We start from the raw sequence: 25,102 nt of genomic DNA, 5'->3' as shown, positions 1-25,102 counted from the left end.
TCAACTTGCAATCAGGCTACTTTCAGCCTGTTGGCCATCGTTATTCTCTGAGCGATCGCCTTCTTGTTGCAGAGATGCTCCGCTTTGATGCAGTCTGTCCGCAGGACTTAACCAATCGCGCAATACTGGGGTTTGATCTATCTCTTCACCAATATGCTTAAAGCCTCTGTTTTCCTTCAAAGCAGGAATGTAAGCATCTGTAAATGCTCTCAGTCCTAACAGGTTGCCTTTAGCGGTATCTGGATACTGAGCCATCACCCGTTCTCGTGCTTCCCGTTCATCCTGGTTATTGGCAACACTGGCCAGAATCATTTCTCCAGGGTAAAAGCGGGTACGCCAGAATCTACCACCTGTTTCTACTAGCCAGCAGGAATAAAGGTCGCTGGTACGGGGCAAAAATGCTTCAGTCGCATTTTGACCGATAATATTGACGGGATAGCCCAGATACTGTTGGAAAGAAGCAATACCGCTACTGGTAATACGTCCGGTAATCCGGTAGGTCATGTTCTGCATAATTTGAGCGCCTGTTGAACACTCGCAAATGGTATCCGGGTCTTGGGACATCAGCAGAACAGCAATGCCTTCTTTCCTTCCCGTGGCACAGGTTTCGCCTATAATCTGGGCAAAGCCATCTTTACGTAAAAGCACTGAAAGCTCATCGCCAATAAACAAACTCTTAGGATGGGATAGGGCATTACGGATACAGGCACTATGGGCGTTAATTGCCATCAAGTAAGCATCCTGTTCGTTACTCAATCCACTGAGGGCAAAGAATTTAATCGCCGGTAACGGGGAAAAAGTGCTGGGACGAGCGATCGCTTTCCCCAACCTAGATGCTAGTAAAGCACTAACCTGATTTTGGATTTGGTTAAGTGCCTGTCGGTCAATCTCTTCAAACGACCTCAGATTAAGGCGCTCTCTAGTGCAGAACTTGACGAAATCTGGTAGCGTGGGTATCTGCTGCCATTCTGGTGAAAGCCAGCACATCTCAAAGGCTCGGTTGTAACGAGTAATAATTTCTGGGTCTTTTAGAAATACGTCCAAAGCTTTGACTAGCAAGGCATCAACCCGTTGAGCTAGATGAGGATTTTCGACTTTACCCATTGCGATCGCTGTTAATGCTTTGCGAATAAAATCCTTCCACGATTCCATGCGCCGTTCCCGTTCTGACTTGTCGAAGCGTCGCAAATCTGGCGGTTCCAGTAGGTTACTGCTGCCACTGGAAATATCGTAATATGCTCCTTGCTCGCCCAAAAGTTCAATTGCCGTTTTGAAGGTGCTATTGCCACTGGCAGAGATATCCATACCAACAACGGGAATATTGTTCGCTAATGCCTCTAGAGCAAAGCGCCATCCCAAAACGCTCTTTCCTGAGCCGGAAGTACCTGTAATTAGAGCGCGTCCAATCTGTTGGTGAAATAAGTCAACATAAATAGGCTTGCCACCACGACTGGTAAGGAATTCTACACCCTGTTTATCGATGTCTTTGGGGACAGTTAGGGGCATGATTCCAGCTACAGTATGTGTATCTAAAGTTATTCTGCGTTCGCTGAGATTGCCTCCGTGTAGCAACCATTTGCAGGTAATCGGCAGGGTTTGCAGCCAAATTTCCCAAGCAATATTACGCTCTCGAATGACTTTGGCAGTCTCAAAACTGTTAGCTAACAAGTTACAAGCGTGGGTTAACTCTTGGGCACTGTGGCGGTAAACTAGAAATACAGGCGCACAGTGCAATGCTTTCGTCCCTTCATAAAGTCGTCGTTGGGCTTCAAAGGATTCCTCCTGTTTTATTTCCGCTCCAACGTCCCGTCCCTGTCCTTTGGTGATGGCTAAAGTGCGGGCTGTTTTGGATTGTTTTGCCTGACGCGCCAGGTTGTCTTGGATGAAGAAGTCATTGCTGCGGCTGATTTCAATCCAAGCTTCTGTATCGTGGACGTAGCTGGAAGCAAGGATTTTCCACACCCACTTTAGCTGGTCTTGGGCATTAGACCAACCAACGGGGGGATCTGCTACAACCATGACTCCACAAACCTTGCTTTTACCTGTGAGGTAAACTCGGTCATTATCTCCCCGATGTTCGGGACAAGCGGAACGTCCCTGCTGTCCTTCAATCAGTAATGTACAGATGTGTTTATCGGTGGTTAAGGTTTCTGTTAACTCCAGTCCCGTCTCAGTCTCCTTCAGTGTAATGACTTGGGGAATAGGAGGTGCTGCACCCTCATTAAATCGATTCCAAAGCCACTGCCACAAATCTGTAGCATTGCAAGGTGTTACTTCTAAGCCAATTTTGGTATTGAGCAGCAATTCCCACTGGATAAATCCCTGCTGAAACCCTTGCAGTAATAGCTTTTTGAAAAACTCCTCTTGGTAAATGCGTTTGTTCCCTGTAATCAGTTCAACTGCCCAAGAGCCGAATTTTCTACATTTTTCAATCAGTCCACCTACAAAATCCTTTTGCTGTGAACCAGCTTCATCATCGCTTGTCCAAGTACAGAAGGCGATTTGGCTCCAGATTTGGCGAGAACCTGCTTCCTTGAGTTGTTCCACCCGCAATTGCTCGTTGCGAAGCAGCACAGAAACTGGTTTCAACTGGCAATCGTCTGCTAAGGCAGTAAGTGGGGTTTGGCGTTTGTGGGGTACTCCCTTGGTAGAGCCTGTATGTAGGGGATATGACTCAGTATCATCACTATAACAGCCTGTACAAAAAGTAATTTTTTCACCGGGGGGTAGTTCTTTCAAACCCTCTTCGATAGAGTGGGCAAATTCGCTGACCTCATTTTCATGCAGTATGTCATGCAGTCCAGCGATGCGAAACCCAAACACGAGTTGATACTGAGAGTTGCCTTTATCCAATAACAGGGCAGCCACTTCACGATCATCTTTCTTAATTTCTGCAATACAGCAGATGTTTACCTCATTTTGGAAGGGCATGAGCTTACTTTTGCCTCCATATTGATTCGGTACAATCAGTGGCTTGAATCGGATTTGTACTTGCGAGTCTGCGTACCGCCGACGCACCCACCAGGGTCGATATTCGGGAATCGGTGAGATGTAAATGCTGTTACTATTGCACCACTCTGTTCCCGGTGGATTACGCCATCGATCTAAAAACTGATGGGGCTGTTTGCCTGTGAGAATCCACCAACTGATAATTAGCCAGAAGGAGGTGGCAAAGAACCAACCCATACCCAAACTGAGTAAACCATTGGTGAGAACATAGCAAACTACAATGATGGCAATCCAAGGAAGTAGCTGTTCAGCCGGAATTGGCCCAATGCTGGCTTGCTTGCCCAGAATCCGATTGACTTTGATGAATTCTCGATTGTCTTGTGCCATATTTATGTAATTCTCTGGTGCTGCATTCTGACGAATGTTTTCTGACTTCTGAATTCTTATTTAATGGGTATAAAATTCAAGTTGGGTTTACCTGATGGCTGATGTTGTTCCTGCACCATTACCGACAAATATGAAAGTGATGACATCAATGGCAATTACGATGGAGAACGCTAGACCAACTTGAGTAACAATCGGTCGCCAGTCGTTACCTTGCTGTGCTTGGTTGTAAGCAAATAAGGAAGCAGCAGCAACCAGCAGCAAGAATGCACCTCTGATGAGGTTGAATGTTAAACCAACAACGTTGGCATCCAAAGTGCTAGTGGAACCGCCTCCTGCTTGGGAACTTTGTTGAGCTAGATTATTGAAGAAGCTTTCCAACCCGCTTAAGAAAATAGCTTGGGCTGGAGTTGTAAAGGTATCGAGTAAAGCGGTAACAGTGATAATGGCGGCAACAATATGCCAAAAGCGAATTTTTCTACCTAAATACTTTTCTAGAATGGGTACTGTCCGAATTACGTACCCAATACTCAAGAAAACAATGGTGGCACATCCCAAAATAGTGACGAATATGGGTTTGGTAGCTAACAAATAAATTCCAATCGCAAGACATAGTAAAATGAAAAGTAAGTCTGTGCGGTTGATTTTCAGGTTTCTCAAGTTGGTTGAAAATTTCCGAGATGACAGCAGTTTTAACTGAGAAATGTGAGATTTTGTATTGTTCATTTTTCTCTTCTCGTTTGTAGAATTAAACTTGCATTTCTGGTTTGCTGGCTTTTCTTTGAGTTTGTTTCTGGCGTTGCCTTGCAGTATCTTTATCAGTCTGGGCTTGGGTAGAGCGAGTTGATTGTTGATTGTCCAGTAGCGTTTCTATCTCACGCAGGGGGATGCTACACTGCAAAATCTCCGGGGGCTGCCCTGGTACTAAAACGGCATCAAGCACTTGTTCATCGTTACGATTAGGGTTAAATCCTTGAAGTAACCGTGTACCGTTGGGCAGTTTTACTACTTCAAACTCGTACTTGACTTTGCCCTTTTCAGTCCAGGTGAATGTCGGTTCATCGTTGCTGTTAAATCGGTTAGGTAGTTGTTCTTGAAATTTTTGAATTAATGCTTGGGTACTGGCTTTGAGGGCATATTCTTCTTTCGACTGTGGCAGTTTGCAGATGCCCGTCTTTTCATCAGGGCTGAGATTGTCTTGTGCGATCGCCCACTTTCCCTGACTGCGAGTACCAGCAAAGAGTGTTTCACCTTGGGTATTCTCTAAAGCGATGGCTACCTGCTTGTCCTGTGGTTCTACCCATAAAGTTTTGTTACTGGAAATGGCGATACCTGCTTGGGGAGATTGGTCAAATAACTCACCAGCTACTTTGGCAAACCCCACTAAAGCATCGGCACAGGCAGCTTGTTGTTGCTGTGCTTGGCGTTTCGTCAGATGTTCTAAAATGTCAACGTCTGCTGGTGGCTGGTTAGCAGAGTTAGGTTGGACAATATCTGCATCAGTTTCTGATTCGACAACAGTAGAATTATTCTGTGGTGCTGCCATCTGTTTTTCCAATCGGCTAATTACCATTTCTAAACGGTCAAGTCGCTTGGAAAGAATTTTCAGGTAGGCTTCAATTTGGTCAAGCTGTTCGCTAACGTTAGCATCCTTATCTAATTCAAATGGTTGAGATTGGTATTTAGGGTCTAGTTTGGAACCAAGATTGTCTACTTTCGAGCCGATTTTGGTAGCAGCTACAGCCAGTGGATTATCTGTGACTGATTCTTCAGATACAGTTTGAAAATCTTGAGACTTTTGAGACTCCGGTGAGTCCGGCTTTGCTTCTTGCAAGCGACTGGCTATGTTATCTACGCGCTCATTCTGCTGTTGGAGTTCTTTGAGAATTCGTTCAAGCCGCTTGGAATCAGCCTCGGCTGCTAGCTGTTCCAAAACACCTTGTCCTACCGCAATTCCCAGAGATGCCAGTTGACCTGTTAAGCCTGCTAAATTCACCCCATTTACTTCTCGTCCATTGGTGGCAGCTGTGGCACTTAAACGCGAAGCTTCGTCTAGAGGCTCTCTGGATTTGGAGTTTTTGGCAGCAGTTTTATTGGTCTTAGCTCTGTCCTGAGTTTTAGGTTGTGTTTTAGGCTGAGACTTACTTTGGGTTTTAGTTGAAGTTTTGGCTTGAGTTTTAGTTTGGGTTGCGCTAACACGACTAACAGATGGCTCGTCTTCTTCACCTAAGTCATCTAGGTCATCAAGTTTGGTGTTGAAATCGTCATTTAATAGGTCGTCTAGTTCGTCGTTTGTATCATCTATTTCTTCATTTTCGTCATCTAAATCTAGCAGGTCATCTTCTAATTCATCATCGAGATCGTCTAGTTCTGTTTCAGCAAAACCGCAAATTTCTGCAATGTTAGAAGGGGTGAAGTAGTTTTCATCTTTGCTGGTAATTCCTTCGAGGTTTTTAATCAGGTACTTGCCACTGGTTCTGTGGTTGGGATCGCTGGTGAGGTAGAAGCGATAGCCTCTAATCTCGTCATCATCGCCACCTCCAACGCAGAGTTCTACTGTGATAGGGGCTTTACCCGATTCCTGGCTGTAGTTTTCTACATAGGCTTTAAAGTCTTCGTGGGATTGGATAGAATCATCCTGAATTGAGGATGCGATCGCTTTATCCAATGTGTTTTCAATATGGCGGAGTTTGCGGCGATCTGTCAGGTTTTCCCATGAGCGATTTTGAGAATTTTGTCTTTGCTTAGGTTTGGTCAGTGTTTTGGTAGCCATAGGTACTCAAAGCTGATTGCCTTAAGAGTTAACCTAACAAGACTTTATCTGGAAACAGCTAGACCAAATGGCGATTTATAAGTTGTCCAGTTGGCTAATGTTGACAGTTAGCAGTTTTATGAACAATTATCCTCAAGCTACTTTTCTCATATGACTGAGAATAAACAACGTTTTGAGAAAAAATAAATTATCAAGTGTTTCATGTTTTTGTATTGTTACAGTCTCACCCTGGAAATTTACTATGAGCGGTAGTGTATCTACTTTTTTAAACTGCAATTGTTCTGGTATACAATCTGTGGATACTGGGGTCATGTACAAAACTGCTGAAACTCTTTGTTAATCTAAATTTTCACAGTTTTTGACCCCTCTTTTTTTAGGCTTTGTGAGAAATTAGGGTTAAAGACTATCAAATTTGATTCCTATAAATTCTCCACCTTCTATAGTATCAACTTCTTGTATAGATTTTAACTTTCCACCACCCTGTAGTCCTGTTGCATCAATACCTATTACTTTACCGTTTTTGAGTGTGCCAAATTTTTGCTTTGCTACAGCTGTAATTACTTGAGCTGCTTCACTTGATAAACTTGGAAATTCTAAAGGCTTAATCTTCCAAAGATATTGAGCGGCTGCAATATCAATTGCAAATTTAAAAGGTCGCTTCGGGTTGCTAAGTTGTTGACGACCAACATCAATAGCTCTATCAAATTTTAAGCTTCCGTCTTGCTCCCGTTTCTTGGCTTCTGGCTGCTCCAAATCACTCAAAGTATTGGAGTGAGCAAAACCTGTACATTCGATGGCAATATAATCTCCATCATTAATTAGCCCCAATAGTTTCTCTCGTTTTTCTTCTCCTGCAAACAATTCATTATTATTAAATAAGTTCCGCTCTGCCTCAAAGGCTTTATTCCATTCATCATTCTGCCGCTTATAGTTAAGAGATACTGCTGCTAATGCGTGACCTTCAATTACAATCAGCAATGGTAATAAATCACACCCAAAGCATATACTACAGAAGAGAAGTGCTAAATCTAGGCACGTTCCTTCTCCTGGTTTTGAGAGAATTTCAGAAGGTTTTCGTATAAGTTGTGTTTCCTTCTCTGGTTGATATTTTTCATGAGCATAATGAATTTTAAGACTGAGGAGAGTTTCATAAATTGTCTTGATTAGTTCTTTGCGGTCTTCGGGAGTGTTAATTAAATCAAAACGATTGACAGGTAACTTAAGTAATAGTTCAAATGCTTTATCATTTACAAACTGTGCTAATGATTTTTCGTTTGCTTTAGACCATTTCCATTCATTCTGTGACATACAAGATTCCTTGATTTTTATATCATAAGATATGTTTGTAGACAAATCAATTTTATCAGCGCGTCAGATAAAGTTTATTCGCGTTGATACTTTGTTAACCATCTCTCTACAAAATTCATCTACTTAATTGCTCATTACAAGTGAGATTATTTCACTACTTCAAACAAGCTACTAACAGGAATAGGAGCCTGAACGCCAGTTTTTTCCGTTTGTACTTTTAGACGATACAAACCTTGATCTAAATCGCCAAGTGTTAGTACCCATTCTCCGTTTTGCTCCTGAAAATCTACATTCAAAGATTTACCGTCACCAGAAATCGGTTCTATTTTGGCTTTCAATTGCCCGTTATCTCTATCTGTGTTAAGTATTTTGGCGCGTACCTCGATAGCCTCATCTGCTAAGTAGAGGTCATCCAAAGTCAAACTAATAGCTGGTTGCTCTGCGGCTTTTGGACTTACTTCAACATCAAATGGATCGCGAATATTACCTAAACCTTGTACTTGCATTCCTTTTAAACGTTCGAGGAGTTGCCCTAAAATTTTGTTGTTGTTTTGGAGCGAACCATGTTGCTCAGAGATGTAAGTTTCCCTGTATTCACTAGATAATTCGATGGGTATCGCTGATAAATAGGGAACAGTTCCATCACCATCACCTAAGAGGGAATCAACCCCTGTAGGTAACTCTAAATTAATTGTTAATTTACCAGCAGTGAAATTTGCTGATTGGAAAGTAGTTTGTTTAGTACCTACTATAGGAATGATTTTGTAAGATTTAAGATAAGCTGCATCATTTTGATACCTATCTACAGCATCTTCAATTTCGCGGTGAAACTTGAGAGCATCTTCAGCGCGTTCTTTGATAATGTAGGGAAGTTCTACAGGTGCTTCGGCAATACGATGGTAATCGTTGCCTATTTTTAAAATTTTGTATATGGGCATCAATTGATAGACGGAAGGAAATGATCGCATTACCTCAGTTAAGTCTAAGAATTGTTGTTTATAACCGTTTGCTAAAAAGCTAACAGCATTAAGAGAACCTCGGTAGGGTGTACCGAAGGTAATAAGAGCTTTACAATCTCGCCATCCTTCCAACACTTCCAGGTAATACCGAGAAACGAGTCCACCCATGCTGTGTGCCATTAAAATGACTTTAGCATCCTTAATACCCGTGTATTCTCGCCACTGTTTTAAACGCAAATCCAGATATTTTTTGAGTATTTTCGCGTTTACACGATTATCACGTCGCCAGTCGTAGGGAAATTTAAAGAAATTTGCTGGTTTATCTTCGCGAATATCGCCAGGAATAACCTCAAAGTGATCAGTTATCAATCGTGCAGTCGTAGTGTAGCCATCAATTTTGACCAAACCTGGAACAAGGTGTGCATCGTCAACCAAACGAGTTGCTTTGATACCATCGTCCAAATACTCAGCGTTGGGGTCGTCTCCTGCCAATTTTAGCCACTGAAGTGAGTCCCCTAAAGTACGCAAAGCCTGCCACGCAGCCTGTCTCGATACTGCCCACACATCTTTGCCATCTTTCTGAAGCACACTACCTATAATCCCTGGTAGAATAACGACAATATCACGCATTTGTACTTTTGCCATTGGTTTTAGCTCGTTTCAAGCTTTTTATATTTGTTTGCTTATTAACTGGTTGTGTCGCAAAAAGGATATGAGGACAGGCAATCCTTCTCAATCTCTATTTTTTATTGGGCAACTCCAAAAAGTTGAGACACCAACTCTACCCATCGTAGTCACAGGTCACTAAGACTAATTCCCGTGTTCCCTCAATTTCTGAGGAGGGTAAGACAGCAACCTTGAAGGAACCCTTTAAAGACTCATCTGTGTCCTTTGGAAGCTCTAGATCTCGTAATTCCAAATTGAAATCAATTTATTGGCTTTTGTTATTTATACTTACTCCTTTTGAATTGAATAAATTTGTCTCGAAAACAGATATTGCTCTAGTGCATCTCTACACCGAAGTTCAGAATATAGCTATATTACTACTGCGATACACTACCTTCTATGCTTCTACTGGGCTGACATAAGTTATCGGTTATTTCACGGTCAAACCATGCTATTGGACTTTTCCCTGGAGTGCAATAAAATTGACGAATTAACTGTTTTTTTACAAAATTGTTTACATTTTGTAGACGCTGATTAATAGAATTCGGTTTACAATATAACAAAGGAAAACCATCATCAGAGTCAGCACAGATATTTACATAAAGAACCCATCGTGGAGCTAATATAGATTTCCGCTGAAAGTTTTCATACCCTTCTAAATAGCACCATCTCCCTTGATCATTCTCAACAATACGACAATATAGTATCTCAACCTGAGTATTCTTTGATAAAGTTAGAGTGGTGACAGAATTTGTGTTTGGATACCAGTAAGTAGCCAAACACGAATCTTCATTTTGTTGTCCACAGTCTCTCACTTGAGCTGGAAAGGCAAAGCTACTGTTAGCTACATTCAAAATAGAAAGTGTTATAATCGAGGACAGAAAACGAAGACTAGTTGAGTTTACTAGCATTCTTTTGAAACTCTTGAGTAACTCCAGCCTCTCATTACCTTTATTAAAGTTGGCTTCTTTGTCTGCCGTTTGCAAATGTTTATAAGTACGCTTTTCCATTTTTTGTTGCTCCTTTTTAGAACTTACGTTGAACTTTTATTCAAAGCTTTGGTGTAAACTGATAATTTTTGTACTAACACGCAGTATAATTTGCTCCCGAACAATTTTTTCAATACCTTCGAGGGTAATTCCGCTTTTGGGGATGTTATTGTAAAGAATGCTAGCCACTTCCTGAATGCAAGCTTCAAGTCGTTGGGCTTGTTCAGGGGGGATAGTTATGAAATCCCCGTTCTTTTGTAGTTCTCTATTATCCTGTATTCTTTTATTTAACAGTTCTTTGTCTTCTAATTTCAGTATTGGATTCCCAAAAATAGGAACTTCTCCGATGCTGTTACAAAGCAACTGGTCATAAATTTGACCCCAGTCTGGATATATCCACCCAAAAATGCGTGTTGTTTCTTTGAGAATCTCTAGCTTTTGCTCAACCTCCTCAGAAGCATATATCCATTTCGCCAAGTTATCTAAAAAGCGGCTCGGACTGTTTTTTAGTTCAAGAATGCTGAGAGCTTCCTTAAAGTAACCAAGCCCAGCCACAGTTTCTGTAAAATCACTTAGCATCTGTGTCTTCTGCTCTAGGTCATCTTCAACTGCGCGTATGACTTTTATTGCAGTAGTAATTTGCTTCACCATAACCATGAATATTGCTAATTCCCCTAGGTCTTTTAATTCAGATAGATTTGTAGAATTTCTTATAGCATCTGCAATTCTCCTCACTTCAGTAGAGTTCCTAGCCTGATTTATCTCTGCTGCCAAATTCTTATATTCTTCTACCTGACTTTCATTCGATGATAAATCTTTTACAATTTTACGAGTTTGTTTTATGTGTTCCCTACATTCATCCATCTGTTGTTTTACTTCTGCAAATTTCACAGGATCAGTGCAAATTAGAGTTGCTTTCTGAGGATAGTCAGCTTGCGATAAGACTACTGCCCATTTACTTAGTGCTTGTTCCCGTGCATCTTTCCTTGTATTAAATGCAAGTTTCTCAGCTTCAATAAAAACTTCACCAGCTTGTTCAGTTAACTTAGCCTGCACTAGAACTGCTGCCAACTTTCGCAAAACCTTTGCTTGCACCCACTCCTTCCCCACTCCCTTAATGGCGTCTATGGCTCGTCTAGTATCTTTGAAGACTGAATGCGCTTCCTCAGCAAATCCAGCCTGAACTAAGATTTCTGCAAACTTCAGCCTTAACTCTGCCTCCTCCCAACCTTCCTCAAAGGCGTTTGGAACTTTCATCGCTTTGCTGAAAACTGCACATGCTCTCTTGATATCTTTGGCTTGAGCTAATGCTTCTGCCAACTTGCGTAGCATATTTGCCCGCTTGTCCTTGTCCTCCTGTTGGCAGGAAAAATCTTCAACTTCGTCGAAAATCCCTTTAGCTTCCTGAGCAAACCCAACTTGCGCTTGTAAGATTGCCATAATTAGCAATATTTCTATCCGTTCCCAATCATTTTCTACACTTGCAATTTTCTTAGTTTCTCTCAAGACTCCATTAGCTTTCTCAGCTTCCCTAAAAAGGAGACTTGCCTTTTCATCATCTCCATCCTTCGCTAGGGCAGTTGTCAAATACAGCAATGCCTCTCTCTTAATTGAGGGTTCTTTTATTGCTGCTACAAGTTCCTCTGCTTTTCTAAAAAAGAGACTTGCCTTTTCATCATCTTTAGCCTTCACTAAGGCAGTTGCAAAATTCAGCAGTACCTCTATCTTTTCAATTGAGAGTTCTTTTATTGTCTCTACAAGCTTCTCAGCTTCCCTAAAAAGGGAACTTGCCTTCTTGTCATCTCCATTCTTCACTAAGTTAGTTGCTAAATACAAAAGAGCCTTTATCTTAATTGAGGGTTCTTTTATTGTCCCTACAAGCTCCTCAGCTTTTCTAAAAAAGAGACTTGCCTTCTCGTCATCTCCATTCTTCACTAGGACAGTTGCCAACTCTCGCAACAATTCTACTTTTTCAAAGGTATCATTCTTGATTTTGGGTAACAGTTCTTCAGCTTCGTCTAAGCGTTCAGCCTGAACTAAGGCTATTGTCAAATTCCGCAACAAATCTGTTAAGTGCGAAGCTTCCTCAATCTCGTTTTGTGCGACTTCCTTAGCTTTATCTAAAACCTCATCTAAAAAAGTGGGATTAAACTGACCTTTTTCTTGCAGCGCATTATGGATAATTAGTAAAGCGTCCAACTTCTGCTCAGCATCAGCACGTAAGTAAGCATGACTTAGTGTCTCTGTTTCTCGTCCTAACCATACTAATGTTTTTAAATCAGTATTTTCATAGCTACTGGCTCGCTGGTATACTACCAACCTTGCTGTGTAAAGCTTTACTAGTGTTAGCAGTTCGTTTGGTTCCAATGGATCAACAAACTTATCAATTGCTAATTCAAGGTCATCTACATAAGGTGTATCGCTGGAAAAAACCCTAAATTTAGTTTCCATCCATTGTTTTGATGCAGTTAACAGTGAATAGAATTCTTCTTCCCGCCCAGCAGCATCTAGGTGTTTTGGTAAGTGTAAAAGCCCATACTTGTCTACCTTTTTAAAATCTACCTCTTCCCAAGACTGTTCGGGTTTTTTGTAGTAGTTGACAATTAGGTTATTCTGCTTTTTGGCATCGCACCAAAAATCAGTGTTTACGTTTCTGTCTAGCAAATAATTCCATAATGATTTGTGAAAAATAGTGTAAGTCTTATTGCCTGCTTTATCTTTCTCCTCAGTCAAAAACTGGCGTGCTCTTCGCAAGTATTGCTTCACTTGCTCAAGCTCGATTGTTGTAAACTTTGCCAACTGTTCTTCTGTAACTGGCTCCTGTATTACCGACAAAATTCCGAAGATGGGCTGATATTTGTTTTCCCAATCTTCTTTGAATCGGTTGAGGAAGTTGTGGTAAATGTCATTAATCTCCTTGGGTAAATCAAACAAGTCATCCTTCAAGTCCAAGGATTGTTCTTTGTTTTCAATCGCGTTCAGTAGAACCTTGGTGTATAAGAAATTGCCTTTTGAAAGTTTTACGATCTCATCAATCAGCTTTTCGGGATTCTGAACTTTCTGCAACTCCACCTGGAGCTTTTCCTGATTCGCTCGAAACTTGACATATAGCTTGATATCATCCAGACGCTGCTTCAGAACCGATATTTTCTCTAGTTCTTGGTGCTGAAGTGGTATAAAGTCTCCCAATACTCGCTGATCTGAACGAGAAGTTAGGACAAAACGCACCCATTTGGGTAAGCTTTCTGAGCGGGACAATGCCCTCAACAGGGTGACTAGGTTTTCTTCTCCTGTGGTGGTTACAGCTTCGTCCAGTTCGTCAATCAGGATTACTAAAGTAGGCGGCTTTTGTTGCTGCTCGGCATACATCTCCTGCAACTTCGCCAAGGGTGCCCGGATCAGGATATCCAGTTCATTTTGCGGATCGCTTGGTTTTAGTTCTTTGATGTAGACTCCCACAATCTGGCTGTTAATCGCAGAGCCAACATTTTGAATACTACGTTCTACTTGCACTATGTAAGGTTTGATGGAATTTACTAGAGCTAGTCCATAATCTGGCACATTCTCTGCCAAGTGAGCAGCCAAAGACCTAAGGACGCGACTGGGTGTTACGGTTTCCACATCCCGCGATCGGCAAAAGTGATAGGCTTTAATGTCATCGCAAGTCTGGATTAGTTGAGCAGCAATGGCGCTTTTGCCTATCCCTGGCTCCCCTGTAAGGATAAGAAACTGTCCATCCTCACCTTGCAGCCACTCATTAATTTTCACGAAGACCCAGCTACGCCCTTGAAAATTTTCCTTCAACAATCGAATGTGCTCTTCAAAGGATATAGCAGCAAGATTAGTCGCTGGTAATGATGTCATAGGAGAGTTATGTATCACGGGTATTCTATTCTTTTGGACTTTGGACAAAAAAGAAAGAATTTATTCGCAGATGAATTGACTTTATTGGCGAATTCATGTAGCCTTTGTTTCTGACTTGATATACTACGACATTTCAAGGGTTTTGGGATGGCGACCGAAATTCGCGCTCCAGAGTCATGAATTAGGCGGGAATGTGCCAAAACGGGAAATTACGCTAACAAGTCACAGGCATAAAAAAGGATAGCCACTAGTCCCCCAACGCATAGTAATATCGACGACAAAGCGTCAGAAAGGGAAGTACTGACAGGCTATGCCTCAATAAAATAACAATAGACATCTTGCATAAATGCTTAAATTGTCATATTGAGCGGAGCGAAACATCTGGTGAGATTCTTCTCTCCACTGTGTTCCGCTCAGAATGACATTTCTGATTTTTTGACTTTTGCAAGCAAGACGTGTAATCTATAATAGCGCAATTTCCGGAATTTAGACAAAAACTTTATAACTTTTTTGTTTGGAATACGTCGTGACAGCATCATGGATTTGCTCGATGCTTTGGCTGGCAATACAGCACTTACGGCAGCTATGAGGTACATCCCCAAATCTGAAAGCTTTGATAGGAGAGGGCAAGGAGAAAAACTGTATTGCATAATAGCCGGAAGCGCTGTGAAGAAGCTAACAAGGGTTGCGGAGTTATCATTAAATCCAATGTTTGTGAAGAAGCTATAGCGCTCTTTATAAGGCAATTGAAGAATCATTTGAAACCAGTAGTCAAGTTTCAGGAGAACCGGGAGAGCCAGCAGGGTAAACGCATCTAATTTTATTTTACAAATAACCAATTGTATGAGTTCTGATTAACAAATGCGTTTTGTGATTTCTAAAACTGGGGTATAAGTATCATTGGAACAGAAAACCGCGATAAGAAGCATTTAATGAATTGGGGCTAGAAAATAAAGGAGGACATCCTAATATTTTTTCCTATCAAATACATAAATTTAAAGATAAACGTTGGGCGATAAAAATGGTTTTTTATCAAAGTATTATATTTTTGGCATTACCTTGCTCTCCAGCATATAAATTGATAATTTAGTAAAGAAAAGTACTTGTTGATTTGCGATTGATGCGTTTATTAAGGAGTTGAGGAAATGAGTAAAATATCACTTTGCCCAGAGGTGGGACTAAAACGGCAACGAATATATTGAGTTAGATATGCACTGTGAGACTTTAGTTTAACTCAATATTCTGACTGCTAATATGGTGTCCATTATGTGATAAATCATGTTTTCTGTGAAGTAATCGTTCCCTCTCTAAAATCATCGCTTCTAGCTCACTGGCACGTTCTTCTGAAAGTGGAAATATCTCCTCACCCGTCTGTAGATTACCTCGACAAATCGTCCGCTTACCCTCATTACGCACAATAAAATCACCACTGGGTTGCACATAAGCAGTCCAATGGCTACCAATTTTAAACTGCTCAATTTCATTACTTGCAGATTGATTGGCTTGTCGCTGTTCGTAGGTAGTAGCGATCGCCCCCACTAAATTATCAAACATTTCTTTACGCCAGAGTTCACGGTGAATGGCTCGGAATTGCCCAGCAGTATCTAACTTTGGTTCTGATTCCGGTAAGGGAACTTCTGGCAAATTGATTGACTCAGGATTAACCTTGAGGATAATACTAGAGCCATCTGGTTGCAAAGTAGCGGCAAATGTAGCACCAATCGGCAGTTTCGGACTGTCAGGAGCAAAAGTACCTAAATTCTTACCATCAATCTGTAATATTGGTGTACCGTTGTAACGATAAAACTCTGGATGAGATTCGGGTAACTCAAAAACTCCCACTTCCAAAGTAACGCTGCGCTTTTTCCATTGCTTACTAGCAAAGTTTTCATTGGCGAAGTGATTGTATTTGATACCCAACACTTTAATTTCATCAAATTGAAAATCTTGAAGCTGTTGACATACTTCCTCTGTAAACAGGTTATATGCCAAAGCACCAACACCTGAATCCTGACGTGATGTTGCCCAACTATGATCTGCCGGCGGGATAATTCTCAAATCCTTCGGAATATTAAGGTCATCTAAATCGTTAATGTTTTCGCCAAATTTAGCTGCTAATTTATCAACTACTTTGGGGGATAAGTCTTTCAAAGCAAATTCAATCAAAGGTAATTGAGGATGAATAGTGGCATCAAATTTAATTCCCTTTTGTTCTAAAGATTCTTTCCATTTAATAGCACCTGCACCGAAAGGAACACTCAAAACATAAATATCCTGTGGTAATGCAACGCTTGGCAGTTCATAATCGTGCTGAAATGAAAACGTAATTTCCATCTGTTCTGCCAGCTTTAAACAGTCTTTGCGATGCCGATCTAATTCTGGACGGGTGTGTTGTGTATGCCACAGTGCCGCCGCGCCTTCTCTGCGAGACGCTACGCATTGGCGGAACCTGTCCGCAGGATTTACAAACCTCTCTTCTGGACTAATGAATAATTCATCAATTTCCGCCCGATAGCTTTCGTAGAGCTTTCCTAGTTCCTCATTAAAGGCTTCCCTGTCATCTCCCACCCGTTCCTTAATTTCGTCTCTAGCTTCCTGAAACCTTGTTTTCAGTTCTTCTGCCCATTCCAAGGCATCTACAGATAGCGTCTCTTTGGGAAACAGGTAGCGAAACTCATGCCTATCTCTGCTGCGAATGCGTGTTGGTTCCCACACAGGATTGACTACAACTCTTGCAATGACGTTAATTGAGCCGGGAGCATCCGCAGGCATGGCAAAGGAACGATAAAGCCGTTCATCTTTCTTAAAGTCAAAAAAGTAACTGGGGTGAGACTCTGACCATTTTTTGGCATCGGCGAGCAAATTTTCCCCACCTATTTCTTTGATATCTTCCAATCTTTCTGCACTTTTGGGCGAATCTACCTCAACCTGAAGTGCCTGAAATAGACGGTTTAGTAGCTTCCTTTGTCGTCTGCCAAATCGCTCTACATTCTCCCCCTCTTGGGGCATCGATGACTGTACACGTCCAATATTTGTTGCTACCAGCCCTACTTTATTTTGACTGCTGGCAGCAGCAATCTCTGCTAAATTCTTGTATTTTAAGTTGCCTTCTTCGTCTGTAATTTCCGTATACGCCAGCTTAGGGCGTTGTTTAACTGGCTCAAATCGTCCCGGTTCACCTGCGCGGAGAGTTTCTTGAGCAATATTAGGCAGTTTACTGGCAGAACTGACCATTAATTGGTCGCCGTCAAAATCGGCTTGGTGGTATTCTTCAGCATCCTTGGGGTGAATCCAAACTACATTGCGAGTTTTCTTTAATTCTGGATCGTGGATGTTTTGGTAGAGGCGGATGTTGTCTGAGTTGACAATGGGGTAACGGGTGAGAATGACATCTCCTTCCGGTAGATGGGGTACACAGATTGTGCCACGAGTTAGGCGATCGCATGGCATTGCCATACCCGAATTATGGTTGTATCCTCCCTTAATCGCTAAGTCACGCCATTGATTGGCTATGTAATCGGTAGCAAACTTGCGGAATTTGGGAGTTTCAATCAATTGACCATATTTATCGCTGCGTAATAGGGAAATCCAGCGAGATTCCTGTGCTTGGTTGTTAGCATTACCCTCAATTTCGTTTAAAGCTTCTTCTGACTGCTCTTGCTGCGATCGCTGTTGTTTGTCATATTGTTGGATGATGTATTTTGCCAACACCAAGGGATTGCGCTGTAACTCGGCAAGTTCTCTAGCTTTTTCTTCGGTGGGTTTGCTCAAATCTTGTTTGACTGCTTCTTCTGAGTACCAAATGGTAAACTGCCAACTATTATCGTAGCTGGTAGCTTTGGCGTTACCTCGATTCCCGATTACCGCTTGGGGAAACTCATAGTCACCGCAGGGTATTAAGTTTTTGAGTTCCGACTTTTTAATGCCTTTAATTGAGGAACGATCCATAATAATGTCGTAGCCTTGGGCATCAGTCAAAGTCGCATCGGGTAGGAAAGTACCTTTGGATAAGAAGCTAGTTTTTGGGCACTGGGAATTATCTGGTTCAGCCCAATTACTCCTCCAAGCAAACCGAAATTGGAATGGACAATTCCCTTCTCCTCCCAATTGTTTGGCAAGTTGGGGCGAAATCTTGCCGTGACAGTCTCCTGTTTTATAATGAGCATACTGTGGATCTTCAAAGTCCACAATTTTGACTCGCAGCCCTGTAAAAGTTTCTGAGCCTTTGTAGCAATTACTAACTAGTAAAGAACCATAGCGACAGGCAGTATCCGGTTCTGTAGCGAATAAGCGTCTAATTTTTTTATGCAGTGAACCATCAGCAAAGTAATAACTATTGCCAGAACTGAAAGCTAACTTGCGTCGGATTCCATCCTGAAAGGTTCTTTGTCTTAAATGGTTGGCATCTGGATTTTTACTGTCAATTTTAACCAGTAGTAGAGATTGTAAATCTTCTGCTTCAAACATCTGTTCGAGCAGAGAATTTTTAATGATTTCTGGTTCAGATAAATATCTCCCCTTACCATTGTTATACGACCCATCAAAGATAGGTATGCTCAAACCAGAACCTTCTAAGACTCTAGTGGTTAAATCCATTACCAATCATCTATTAGATAGCTTATCTAGCAAGCATGAAACTCCAATATTCACCTTGGCACGAAATTACACTCGAGAAAATCATCCAAGTGGATAATTTACTGATTTCATGGCAGACGGTATTTTATACGGTATTAGCTCTGCTAGCAGACTTCCAAGAAAGTTAAATAGCTGAACAGCGCTTTTAATCGTATTATCATTTCCCCACTGTGTTACTTAAGCTACACAATTTTGAAGCTACCACTAGATTTTATGAATAAAAGAATTCAACGGCTAGAAGATGGTTTATTAGTAATGCTTTATGACGATGACCCAGATTCACCAGGAGATGAGTTGATCGTTCCTTCTGATGATATATCGCAAGATGAGCATTACCCCGAATATGCTCATCTCAAACCTGGTGAAAGCATAATAATTAAGGAAAATCCTATCAAACCTACATCAGGTTTTTATTATCCAAGTGGATATGAAGATTTAGATGAATTCCTCAATAGCGATCCTGGCGCAATTGATAGACTAAGTGATGAAAGTTCAACTACTCGTGGTTGGCGTCCACCTGAACCAGATGAATCTTGGTAAAACTTCCCTTAAGAGGCACGCATTAATAAGTTACCTTTTTGAATAGCTGAAAGCGTTTATAATCAGTTTTTTTGATAAATTAGGTAACTTATTTCGCTGCAAATCCTTAAGCTCGATTTACCAAATTTTTTATGCTGATAACATTTTTGAATAAGCTGTTGTCACAGGTAAATAAACAGTGAAGATACTGCCTTTCCCAACAGTCGATGAAACAGAGATATTCCCTTGATGGGCTTCAACAATTTGACGGGACAAATATAATCCTAAACCGTTCCCCCGACGTTGATGCTTACCCTGTCGAAAGCGATCAAATAAGAGTAATTGTTCTTCTGGATTCATGCCAATACCTGTATCCTCTACTTCAATCGTTACCCCTTGAACAGTGGAATTGAGGCGAACTTCTACTGACCCAGCATCACTGAAGCGAATGGCGTTACCAACTAAGTTAGTGAGAAGTCGGCGTAGTTCCAGGCGATCGCCTTTAACTCTAACTAAAGAAGCTTCAGTACCCTCTGTCAAGACAGCTTTGAGAGTTAAATGTTTAACATTAGCCAAAGGCATTAGTTCTTGCACTACTTGCTGACATAATTCCCACAGGTCAACCACAAAGAAATCCAAAGTTTTGCCTCCAGCTTCATACTGGTAAACTTCTAATAAGGTATCGACCATTGACAACAAAGTTTGATTACTCTGAGCCATTTGTTCTAAAGATTCACGCATTGCTGATAAGGTATTGCCAAAAACACCTCTTTGCAGCAACTTTAGAAATTGGTCAGCAGCTATCAACGGAGTTCGCAGATCGTGAGTGAGGCGGGTCACAAAATCTTCCCGTCGCTGACTAAGGAACAGTTGTTCGTCCATACTGTGTTTCAGTCTCAACAAAGCCCGCACCCTGGCCAGTAATTCCTTCTTATCTACCGGCTTGCAAATAAATTCATCTGCACCTGCATCTAAACCTTTGACGACACTTGATTTTTCAGAACCTGTCACCAGCAAAATTGGGATAAAAGGTAAGTTTGAGTTGTGCTTAATTTGTCGGGTAACTTCATAGCCATCCATATCCGGCATCACTACATCAAGCAGTACTAAATCGGGAGGAGATTCAGCAATTTTTACCAATGCTTCAGCACCACTGTCGGCTATGATCACGTTGTATCCCTTCAGCTTCAAAGTGACTTGCAGCAAGCGGAGGCTGTCAGCTGAGTCATCCACCAGCAGAATTCTTTGGTTTCTTTGTTCTGAAGTTATATTCCAAGATAAAGTGTTCATAAAACGCCTTTGATAAACCTAATTTCTTTTGAGCAGAAAAAAAAATAATAAAGCTAAATTTCGTTGTCAAAAGTGTATTTTAAAGCGCCATGCTAACCACTACGCAGCGATGAAGATTCATCAGATTTTTCTAAAAGTCAAGGCATTGGTCAATATAATTACTAATTCGTAATACTCGCCTCCAACGAGAAGCAAGCTACCTAATTGGTAATTAAGAAACTGGTTATAGTCTCCGATCTCTACAGGTCACAACCTTATGATTGAGGTCTAAATTCCCATGCATAACGTAATTACGAATTGTTAATCTGGCTATGTTATATGTAAGAGCCAAGGTTCTCGCTTAGAAATAAGCTACATCCTCCTCTAAGTGTGATGTGGACACAAGTCAGAATAAACTGTATTGGTTTCAGTTTAACTTCAGTGCTTTTATATTTTTTTATACTTTAGGAAGATTTTTTCAGAGAATTTTCAGATTAAACGATGTCCATTTTGAACATTGGAGCTTTTTCAACAGCTAGTTGAGATATGTAGCCCTTGATATATGAACTTTTCAACCAATACTGTAAAAACTACTGGTTTCAACCTGGATGAGGTTTAATAACATTGAAATGCCGCTTTGCATCTCAAGAGCCACATTTTGGCTGAATAGCTAAAATTTTTCGTCCAATGGAGTAATCCTTTCCTTGAAACCATATTCGACAGTTAAAAAAGATAGTTACCAAGCTGCTGAGGTAAATGATGGTAGATATTCGAGTAGCAATTATTGAAGACCATAGCTTAACGCGGATTGGGATGCGTAGTTCTCTCAATGAGCAAGAAGGTATTCAAGTCGTGGGTGATGAAGCTACAGCATCCAATGGGTTGAAACTGCTCCAAAGTACAAAACCAGACATAGCGATCGTTGATATTGGCTTGCCGGATAGAGACGGAATATGGCTGGTGCAGCAGTTTCGGGAATCTCTAGTGTCGGAAACAGCAGCACAGACTAAAGTCATGATGCTCACTTCCTTTGCCAAGGAGCAAATGGTACTGGCAGCGTTTGCAGCTGGGGCAGACTCTTATTGTGTGAAAACAATTAAGTTCGAGTTGTTGTTGGAAGCGCTGCATATCACCCATGAAGGTCAGTCTTGGATTGATCCAGCGATCGCTCGTATTGTTCTCAAGCATACTCGTCAAGGAGCAGCAGCAGCGGTAAAACCGAATGCTACTCAGACGGTAACGATCTCTGCAATTGACCCAGAGCAAGCAAGCATTCTACAAGCAGATCCACTGACAAATCGGGAATTGGAAGTCTTGGAGTTAATTGTCCAAGGCTATAGCAATAACGAGATTGCCCAGAAACTCTATCTCAGCTTGGGAAGTGTAAAAGTATATGTGCGTGGGGTTTTGAACAAGCTTTGTGCAAGCGATCGCACCCAAGCAGCTGTATTAGCTTTACGGGCTGGTTTGCTTAATTGAAGTCACTGTACAGAAGCAACTGTACAGTGCTTGGTTGTTAACTTAAGAGGGGAGCGATGTCTACGACGGTCTACGCCCAGGAGTGACCCAGGAGAATCGCCTGCATAATACTGACTTGCGTTGTATACAGGGATTTTCCGCTACCACTCTCTAAGTTGAAATAAGTAGCAAATCGTCGTAGTTTCCCCGTCGTCAATTGCAATAAATAATCAAATGCTTCCGCAGCAACTCGCTGGTTAATGCTCAAGGACTGGCTATTGAGCAAGGCCATTTGTTCACAGGACAAGTTGTTGTCTGCCAACTCTTCTGGTTGTGAAACCAGTAGATCGGGTTGCTGTATAGTTGGTGCAGGTAAGCGAAAGCAGCCTAAAGCCTCGAAATCATAGTCATTGGGGTTAGTAGACAGATGGGAACCTAATAGTACCTGACCACTACGCTTGGAGTTACCGCAATCCAAATGCCAAATGTGAGGCGCAGGGCGATGAGTGTTGTGCTGAAGTACTTGGGTAATTGACTCTCTGGCTTTGGCATTATCTACGCAAGCAGTGACAACAATCAGGGTATTGTAACTGGGAACAATCCATTTGGATTGGAAAGGTTGAGCGATCGCTGTAACTTCCATCTTCCAAGCCAGGGAGTAGCGCAGCGCCAACGTTTTAGCTTTGTTGAGTCCGATTTCTGCATCACAGAAGCACTGGCGTAAAACGTTAGCTGACTCAACATGATCCGGGTCAACAAAGTAGAGTTTCACTTGTTTACCTTGCTGAGAAAGAACTCTGCCTAACCGAACCAAAGAAGGAGCCAACCAAGAACCAGTACCGCCGCATCCAACTAGCCACAGTTCTATCTTCGAGTAGTTGACAGTCACGACAGGAGAAGCATTTGCCAAATCAAGATTTAGCTCCATAGTACGGTTGGTTAAGTTGATAAAGGTATTGGTGAGGGGACAAGCATTTGCTAAATTGAAATTCACCTCCATAGCTTCTCCATCACATTTACAGGCGGTACATCGGTACTGTAAAATTTGCAGCCAGATGAAAGTGAGACATCAACCATAAAAAAGTCTGGGTCAATGTCAAACACTGCTCTAGCAGGTACATCCCAACAGTGGCGAAACAGTCCAACCCGTAATTTAATCTCTGCTTTCAGGGTATTAACTCTACCTAGTACTCCATAGATGCGAAAGCCAGATTCGTCAGCATTATCAGTGGTAGAGAAAAAGGCAGGTAAGGAACCGTGAGAATGGATATCTACAGCCGCTTTCTGGTGGGAAGAGTCACTCCCAGAATGAGTTGGCTGGCAGCTAGTTGGAGTTTGAATTTGTTCTGGGACTTGTAAATCCCAGCCTGCATCAGTACAGTGGAGATGAAAGAGAATTTCATGAAATTGATTGCCAGCTTGATAACTCGACCGCCACATTTCCAGTAGTAGCGGTTTGGGAATTAAGGGAGTGACTTTGAGATAAGGTGTTAGGTGAGGTAGCCCTTTGATAGTTTGGGAACACAAGCAAATAGGCATTAATACCTCTATGCCAGGACGAATGGCTCTAGCAAAGATGCCATTTCCGGCATAAAGGTACTCTAGTCCACTGCTGGTGTGTGTTGGCAGAGATGAAGTTGTGACAATTTTGTAACCAATAATACCTTCAAGCAATGGGTTCATCAAGGATTTCCTGTACAAGCATAGCGACACTTTTTTGATTGCCGATAGGCACAAGGTCAGATACAGGATAGGTTGCGCGTCTACATCTTTTGTGCAGTTTTAGGAGTTGCTGGCGAACATCCTTGCGGTATTTTTGTGATTTACTTATTGTTAAATGGTTGGTGAAAATACTGGAAATAAACAAATTCCAAGCATGGTTAATTGATACACCATTAGCAGCAGGTGGTTCGTTCACTCCCCAGCAAACCTGTCCAGAACTGTAGACATTGGGTAGTGGCACATGAAAAGCTGGTGCTTGAGGAGTAAACTCCTGTTCTTGAATTGCCCAAACCCAATATTTTAATCCCTTGCCCACAAACACCATTGCAGGTAGTGGAACGGTTAAAGATCCAAGTTCATCGCAATTGATTGTATGAGTGGCTGGTGGGATAAATTTTACCAAATATGTGTCTGTACTGCCCGTACCCCAGCGCACAATTCCTGGTTCCATCCAACCAGTATCAATTGGTTCATTGCTAAAAGCAATTCTCAGGGCTGCCGGTGAGATACATTTGTAAATATGAGCATCGGCAATTTCTTTGTCTCGGTGATGAAAGATGTAAATGCCATCCAAAAACAGCAATTCTGCTTGAATTACTGGAGATTTTCGGGGAGGGTCTGCCAAAATTGCTCGTAGAATTTCGCTGGATAGAATTGCTGTGGATGTAACGTCGATTAATGTGGTTTCAATGCTTGTTTCCATAATTTTAGTAGGATTTGAGCATGAGGTTTTAAGTCTGCTTCTAGCCAATCAATTAAGTTGGCTGCACAGTTCAGCATTCGGTTTGCTTGCTGCCATTTTCTGGTCAGTAAATCAATAGATGCTTTTGACCAAGGTAAAGAGGTGCAGTCAGGTTGGTAGTAATAATCGTCTGCGTACTCATCCAACCAAAGGTTTTTAGTTTCATGATCTAGCAGCTTTAAAGTTAAAGGCAGAAACTTTAAAGGATTATCTAAGTGATGACACTGCCGTTTGAGTTTTTTGTAGTCAATTTTGTCTGGGTGGTCGATGTCACTGTACGCAATTTCGTGAATTGCAAATTCACTATCAAACCAATCGCTACCTTCTGGGTGTATTTCATCAAGCCAACGGCGACTGTCATGGCTAAAGGGTAAAAGTAGTTGCCAACCATCTTTGAGATGTTCAATTTCTCCATCCATTGTCCAGTCAATACCCATTGGGGTAATAGGAATGCTATGCAATCTTTGTTCGTAGGCTGTTTCTACAGTCCAGTGGGATAACGGAAATAGATGAGTGTAAATCAGTACAATGAATTCCAGTTCTCTAGGACTATGGCAATCTACATCTGTCGGTGGGTAAATAGTGGCTTGGCTGGCTTTCCATTCGGTAGGGAAGTAGTGCTGATACAGTGCTAGTAAGGAGTAAATGTTGAGTTGGGTTTCCAGATATTCAAGTGATTCTGTGGCATCTAAGGTAAATTGGCACTGATAAAGACTATAAATTGCCTCTGCCATACTGAGGGGTACGAGGTAAGACATATTTTAGTGCAACTCGTTATTCATGGGGGTCGGAATTGAAAAACAAAGAGACAGAGGTAGGGTATGGGGTCTACTTCAGTCGAAATGCAAACTGCTGTAATTTGGAC

Annotated in this window: 16 protein-coding genes; 2 read left to right on the top strand and 14 right to left on the bottom strand. The window is 41.6% G+C overall.

The annotated features are described in order from the left end of the window. The 9 genes from V7K50_RS08980 to V7K50_RS08940 all read right to left on the bottom strand — a co-directional run bounded on the left by V7K50_RS08980 (nucleotide 1) and on the right by V7K50_RS08940 (nucleotide 18,488). The gene (locus V7K50_RS08980) at nucleotides 1-3,336 is read right to left on the bottom strand and encodes a hypothetical protein (RefSeq protein ID WP_334959199.1); all 3,336 of its coding nucleotides are present in this window, start codon (nucleotides 3,334-3,336) and stop codon (nucleotides 1-3) included. An 87-nt stretch (nucleotides 3,337-3,423) separates the two neighbouring features. Beyond that, entirely contained in the window at nucleotides 3,424-4,059 is a 636-nt protein-coding gene (locus V7K50_RS08975; RefSeq protein ID WP_094353286.1) for a hypothetical protein, read from the bottom strand. A gap of 22 nt (nucleotides 4,060-4,081) precedes the next feature. Further along, nucleotides 4,082-6,106: a hypothetical protein gene (locus V7K50_RS08970; RefSeq protein WP_334959197.1), complete on the bottom strand. Its 2,025-nt coding sequence runs from the start codon at nucleotides 6,104-6,106 to the stop codon at nucleotides 4,082-4,084. 396 nt (nucleotides 6,107-6,502) lie between these two features. Next, a complete protein-coding gene (locus V7K50_RS08965; protein ID WP_334959195.1) occupies nucleotides 6,503-7,414 on the bottom strand; it encodes a hypothetical protein in 912 nt (303 codons plus the stop codon). A 146-nt stretch (nucleotides 7,415-7,560) separates the two neighbouring features. Beyond that, nucleotides 7,561-9,018 carry a lipase/acyltransferase domain-containing protein gene (locus V7K50_RS08960; RefSeq protein ID WP_334959193.1) on the bottom strand — a complete coding sequence of 486 codons (1,458 nt, stop codon included), beginning with the start codon at nucleotides 9,016-9,018 and terminating at the stop codon, nucleotides 7,561-7,563. A gap of 398 nt (nucleotides 9,019-9,416) precedes the next feature. Next, nucleotides 9,417-10,049, bottom strand: coding sequence for a hypothetical protein (locus V7K50_RS08955; protein ID WP_334959191.1), 633 nt, complete (start codon nucleotides 10,047-10,049; stop codon nucleotides 9,417-9,419). 36 nt (nucleotides 10,050-10,085) lie between these two features. Continuing rightward, nucleotides 10,086-13,892: an AAA family ATPase gene (locus V7K50_RS08950; protein ID WP_334959189.1), complete on the bottom strand. Its 3,807-nt coding sequence runs from the start codon at nucleotides 13,890-13,892 to the stop codon at nucleotides 10,086-10,088. A 413-nt stretch (nucleotides 13,893-14,305) separates the two neighbouring features. Next, nucleotides 14,306-14,731 carry a hypothetical protein gene (locus V7K50_RS08945; RefSeq protein ID WP_334959188.1) on the bottom strand — a complete coding sequence of 142 codons (426 nt, stop codon included), beginning with the start codon at nucleotides 14,729-14,731 and terminating at the stop codon, nucleotides 14,306-14,308. Between the two features lie 385 nt (nucleotides 14,732-15,116). Further along, nucleotides 15,117-18,488, bottom strand: coding sequence for a hypothetical protein (locus V7K50_RS08940; RefSeq protein WP_334959186.1), 3,372 nt, complete (start codon nucleotides 18,486-18,488; stop codon nucleotides 15,117-15,119). A gap of 252 nt (nucleotides 18,489-18,740) precedes the next feature. On the opposite strand from V7K50_RS08940, the gene V7K50_RS08935 reads away from it, so the two are divergent. Beyond that, complete coding sequence (locus tag V7K50_RS08935; protein ID WP_334959184.1) at nucleotides 18,741-19,067, top strand: hypothetical protein; 327 nt, start codon at nucleotides 18,741-18,743, stop codon at nucleotides 19,065-19,067. Between the two features lie 129 nt (nucleotides 19,068-19,196). On the opposite strand, the gene V7K50_RS08930 is transcribed toward V7K50_RS08935, so the two are convergent. Beyond that, nucleotides 19,197-20,336 (bottom strand): hybrid sensor histidine kinase/response regulator, encoded by a 1,140-nt coding sequence (locus V7K50_RS08930; RefSeq protein ID WP_334959182.1) that lies wholly within the window; start codon nucleotides 20,334-20,336, stop codon nucleotides 19,197-19,199. 738 nt (nucleotides 20,337-21,074) lie between these two features. On the opposite strand from V7K50_RS08930, the gene V7K50_RS08925 reads away from it, so the two are divergent. Further along, nucleotides 21,075-21,794: a response regulator gene (locus tag V7K50_RS08925; RefSeq protein WP_162398328.1), complete on the top strand. Its 720-nt coding sequence runs from the start codon at nucleotides 21,075-21,077 to the stop codon at nucleotides 21,792-21,794. Between the two features lie 70 nt (nucleotides 21,795-21,864). Here V7K50_RS08925 and V7K50_RS08920 read toward each other — a convergent pair whose 3' ends face one another. Genes V7K50_RS08920 through V7K50_RS08905 form a run of 4 tightly spaced genes read right to left on the bottom strand, consistent with a single transcriptional unit; the run spans nucleotide 21,865 to nucleotide 24,995 of the window. After that, the gene (locus tag V7K50_RS08920) at nucleotides 21,865-22,773 is read right to left on the bottom strand and encodes a ThiF family adenylyltransferase (RefSeq protein WP_334959180.1); all 909 of its coding nucleotides are present in this window, start codon (nucleotides 22,771-22,773) and stop codon (nucleotides 21,865-21,867) included. Then, on the bottom strand, nucleotides 22,764-23,456 hold the full coding sequence (locus V7K50_RS08915; RefSeq protein ID WP_334959178.1) for a hypothetical protein: 693 nt from the start codon (nucleotides 23,454-23,456) through the stop codon (nucleotides 22,764-22,766). The genes V7K50_RS08920 and V7K50_RS08915 overlap by 10 nt, the downstream gene beginning before the upstream one ends. Next, entirely contained in the window at nucleotides 23,440-24,198 is a 759-nt protein-coding gene (locus tag V7K50_RS08910; RefSeq protein ID WP_334959176.1) for a hypothetical protein, read from the bottom strand. The genes V7K50_RS08915 and V7K50_RS08910 overlap by 17 nt, the downstream gene beginning before the upstream one ends. Continuing rightward, nucleotides 24,171-24,995: a hypothetical protein gene (locus V7K50_RS08905; protein ID WP_334959175.1), complete on the bottom strand. Its 825-nt coding sequence runs from the start codon at nucleotides 24,993-24,995 to the stop codon at nucleotides 24,171-24,173. Before V7K50_RS08905 ends, V7K50_RS08910 begins: the two co-directional genes overlap by 28 nt. Nucleotides 24,996-25,102 lie beyond the last annotated feature (107 nt).

Origin of the sequence: Nostoc sp., from assembly GCF_036917135.1 — a bacterium.
Taxonomy (GTDB): Bacteria; Cyanobacteriota; Cyanobacteriia; order Cyanobacteriales; family Nostocaceae; genus Nostoc.
This window is presented reverse-complemented; position numbering and strand designations above follow the sequence as displayed.

What these genes read in the sequence shown, in the direction of transcription:
- V7K50_RS08980 (WP_334959199.1), bottom strand. Translation starts at nt 3,336, where the DNA reads ATGGCACAAGACAATCGAGAATTCATCAAAGTCAATCGGATTCTGGGC.
- V7K50_RS08975 (WP_094353286.1), bottom strand. Translation starts at nt 4,059, where the DNA reads ATGAACAATACAAAATCTCACATTTCTCAGTTAAAACTGCTGTCATCT.
- V7K50_RS08970 (WP_334959197.1), bottom strand. Translation starts at nt 6,106, where the DNA reads ATGGCTACCAAAACACTGACCAAACCTAAGCAAAGACAAAATTCTCAA.
- V7K50_RS08965 (WP_334959195.1), bottom strand. Translation starts at nt 7,414, where the DNA reads ATGTCACAGAATGAATGGAAATGGTCTAAAGCAAACGAAAAATCATTA.
- V7K50_RS08960 (WP_334959193.1), bottom strand. Translation starts at nt 9,018, where the DNA reads ATGGCAAAAGTACAAATGCGTGATATTGTCGTTATTCTACCAGGGATT.
- V7K50_RS08955 (WP_334959191.1), bottom strand. Translation starts at nt 10,049, where the DNA reads ATGGAAAAGCGTACTTATAAACATTTGCAAACGGCAGACAAAGAAGCC.
- V7K50_RS08950 (WP_334959189.1), bottom strand. Translation starts at nt 13,892, where the DNA reads ATGACATCATTACCAGCGACTAATCTTGCTGCTATATCCTTTGAAGAG.
- V7K50_RS08940 (WP_334959186.1), bottom strand. Translation starts at nt 18,488, where the DNA reads ATGGATTTAACCACTAGAGTCTTAGAAGGTTCTGGTTTGAGCATACCT.
- V7K50_RS08935 (WP_334959184.1), top strand. Translation starts at nt 18,741, where the DNA reads ATGAATAAAAGAATTCAACGGCTAGAAGATGGTTTATTAGTAATGCTT.
- V7K50_RS08930 (WP_334959182.1), bottom strand. Translation starts at nt 20,336, where the DNA reads ATGAACACTTTATCTTGGAATATAACTTCAGAACAAAGAAACCAAAGA.
- V7K50_RS08925 (WP_162398328.1), top strand. Translation starts at nt 21,075, where the DNA reads ATGGTAGATATTCGAGTAGCAATTATTGAAGACCATAGCTTAACGCGG.
- V7K50_RS08920 (WP_334959180.1), bottom strand. Translation starts at nt 22,773, where the DNA reads ATGGAGGTGAATTTCAATTTAGCAAATGCTTGTCCCCTCACCAATACC.
- V7K50_RS08915 (WP_334959178.1), bottom strand. Translation starts at nt 23,456, where the DNA reads ATGAACCCATTGCTTGAAGGTATTATTGGTTACAAAATTGTCACAACT.
- V7K50_RS08910 (WP_334959176.1), bottom strand. Translation starts at nt 24,198, where the DNA reads ATGGAAACAAGCATTGAAACCACATTAATCGACGTTACATCCACAGCA.
- V7K50_RS08905 (WP_334959175.1), bottom strand. Translation starts at nt 24,995, where the DNA reads ATGTCTTACCTCGTACCCCTCAGTATGGCAGAGGCAATTTATAGTCTT.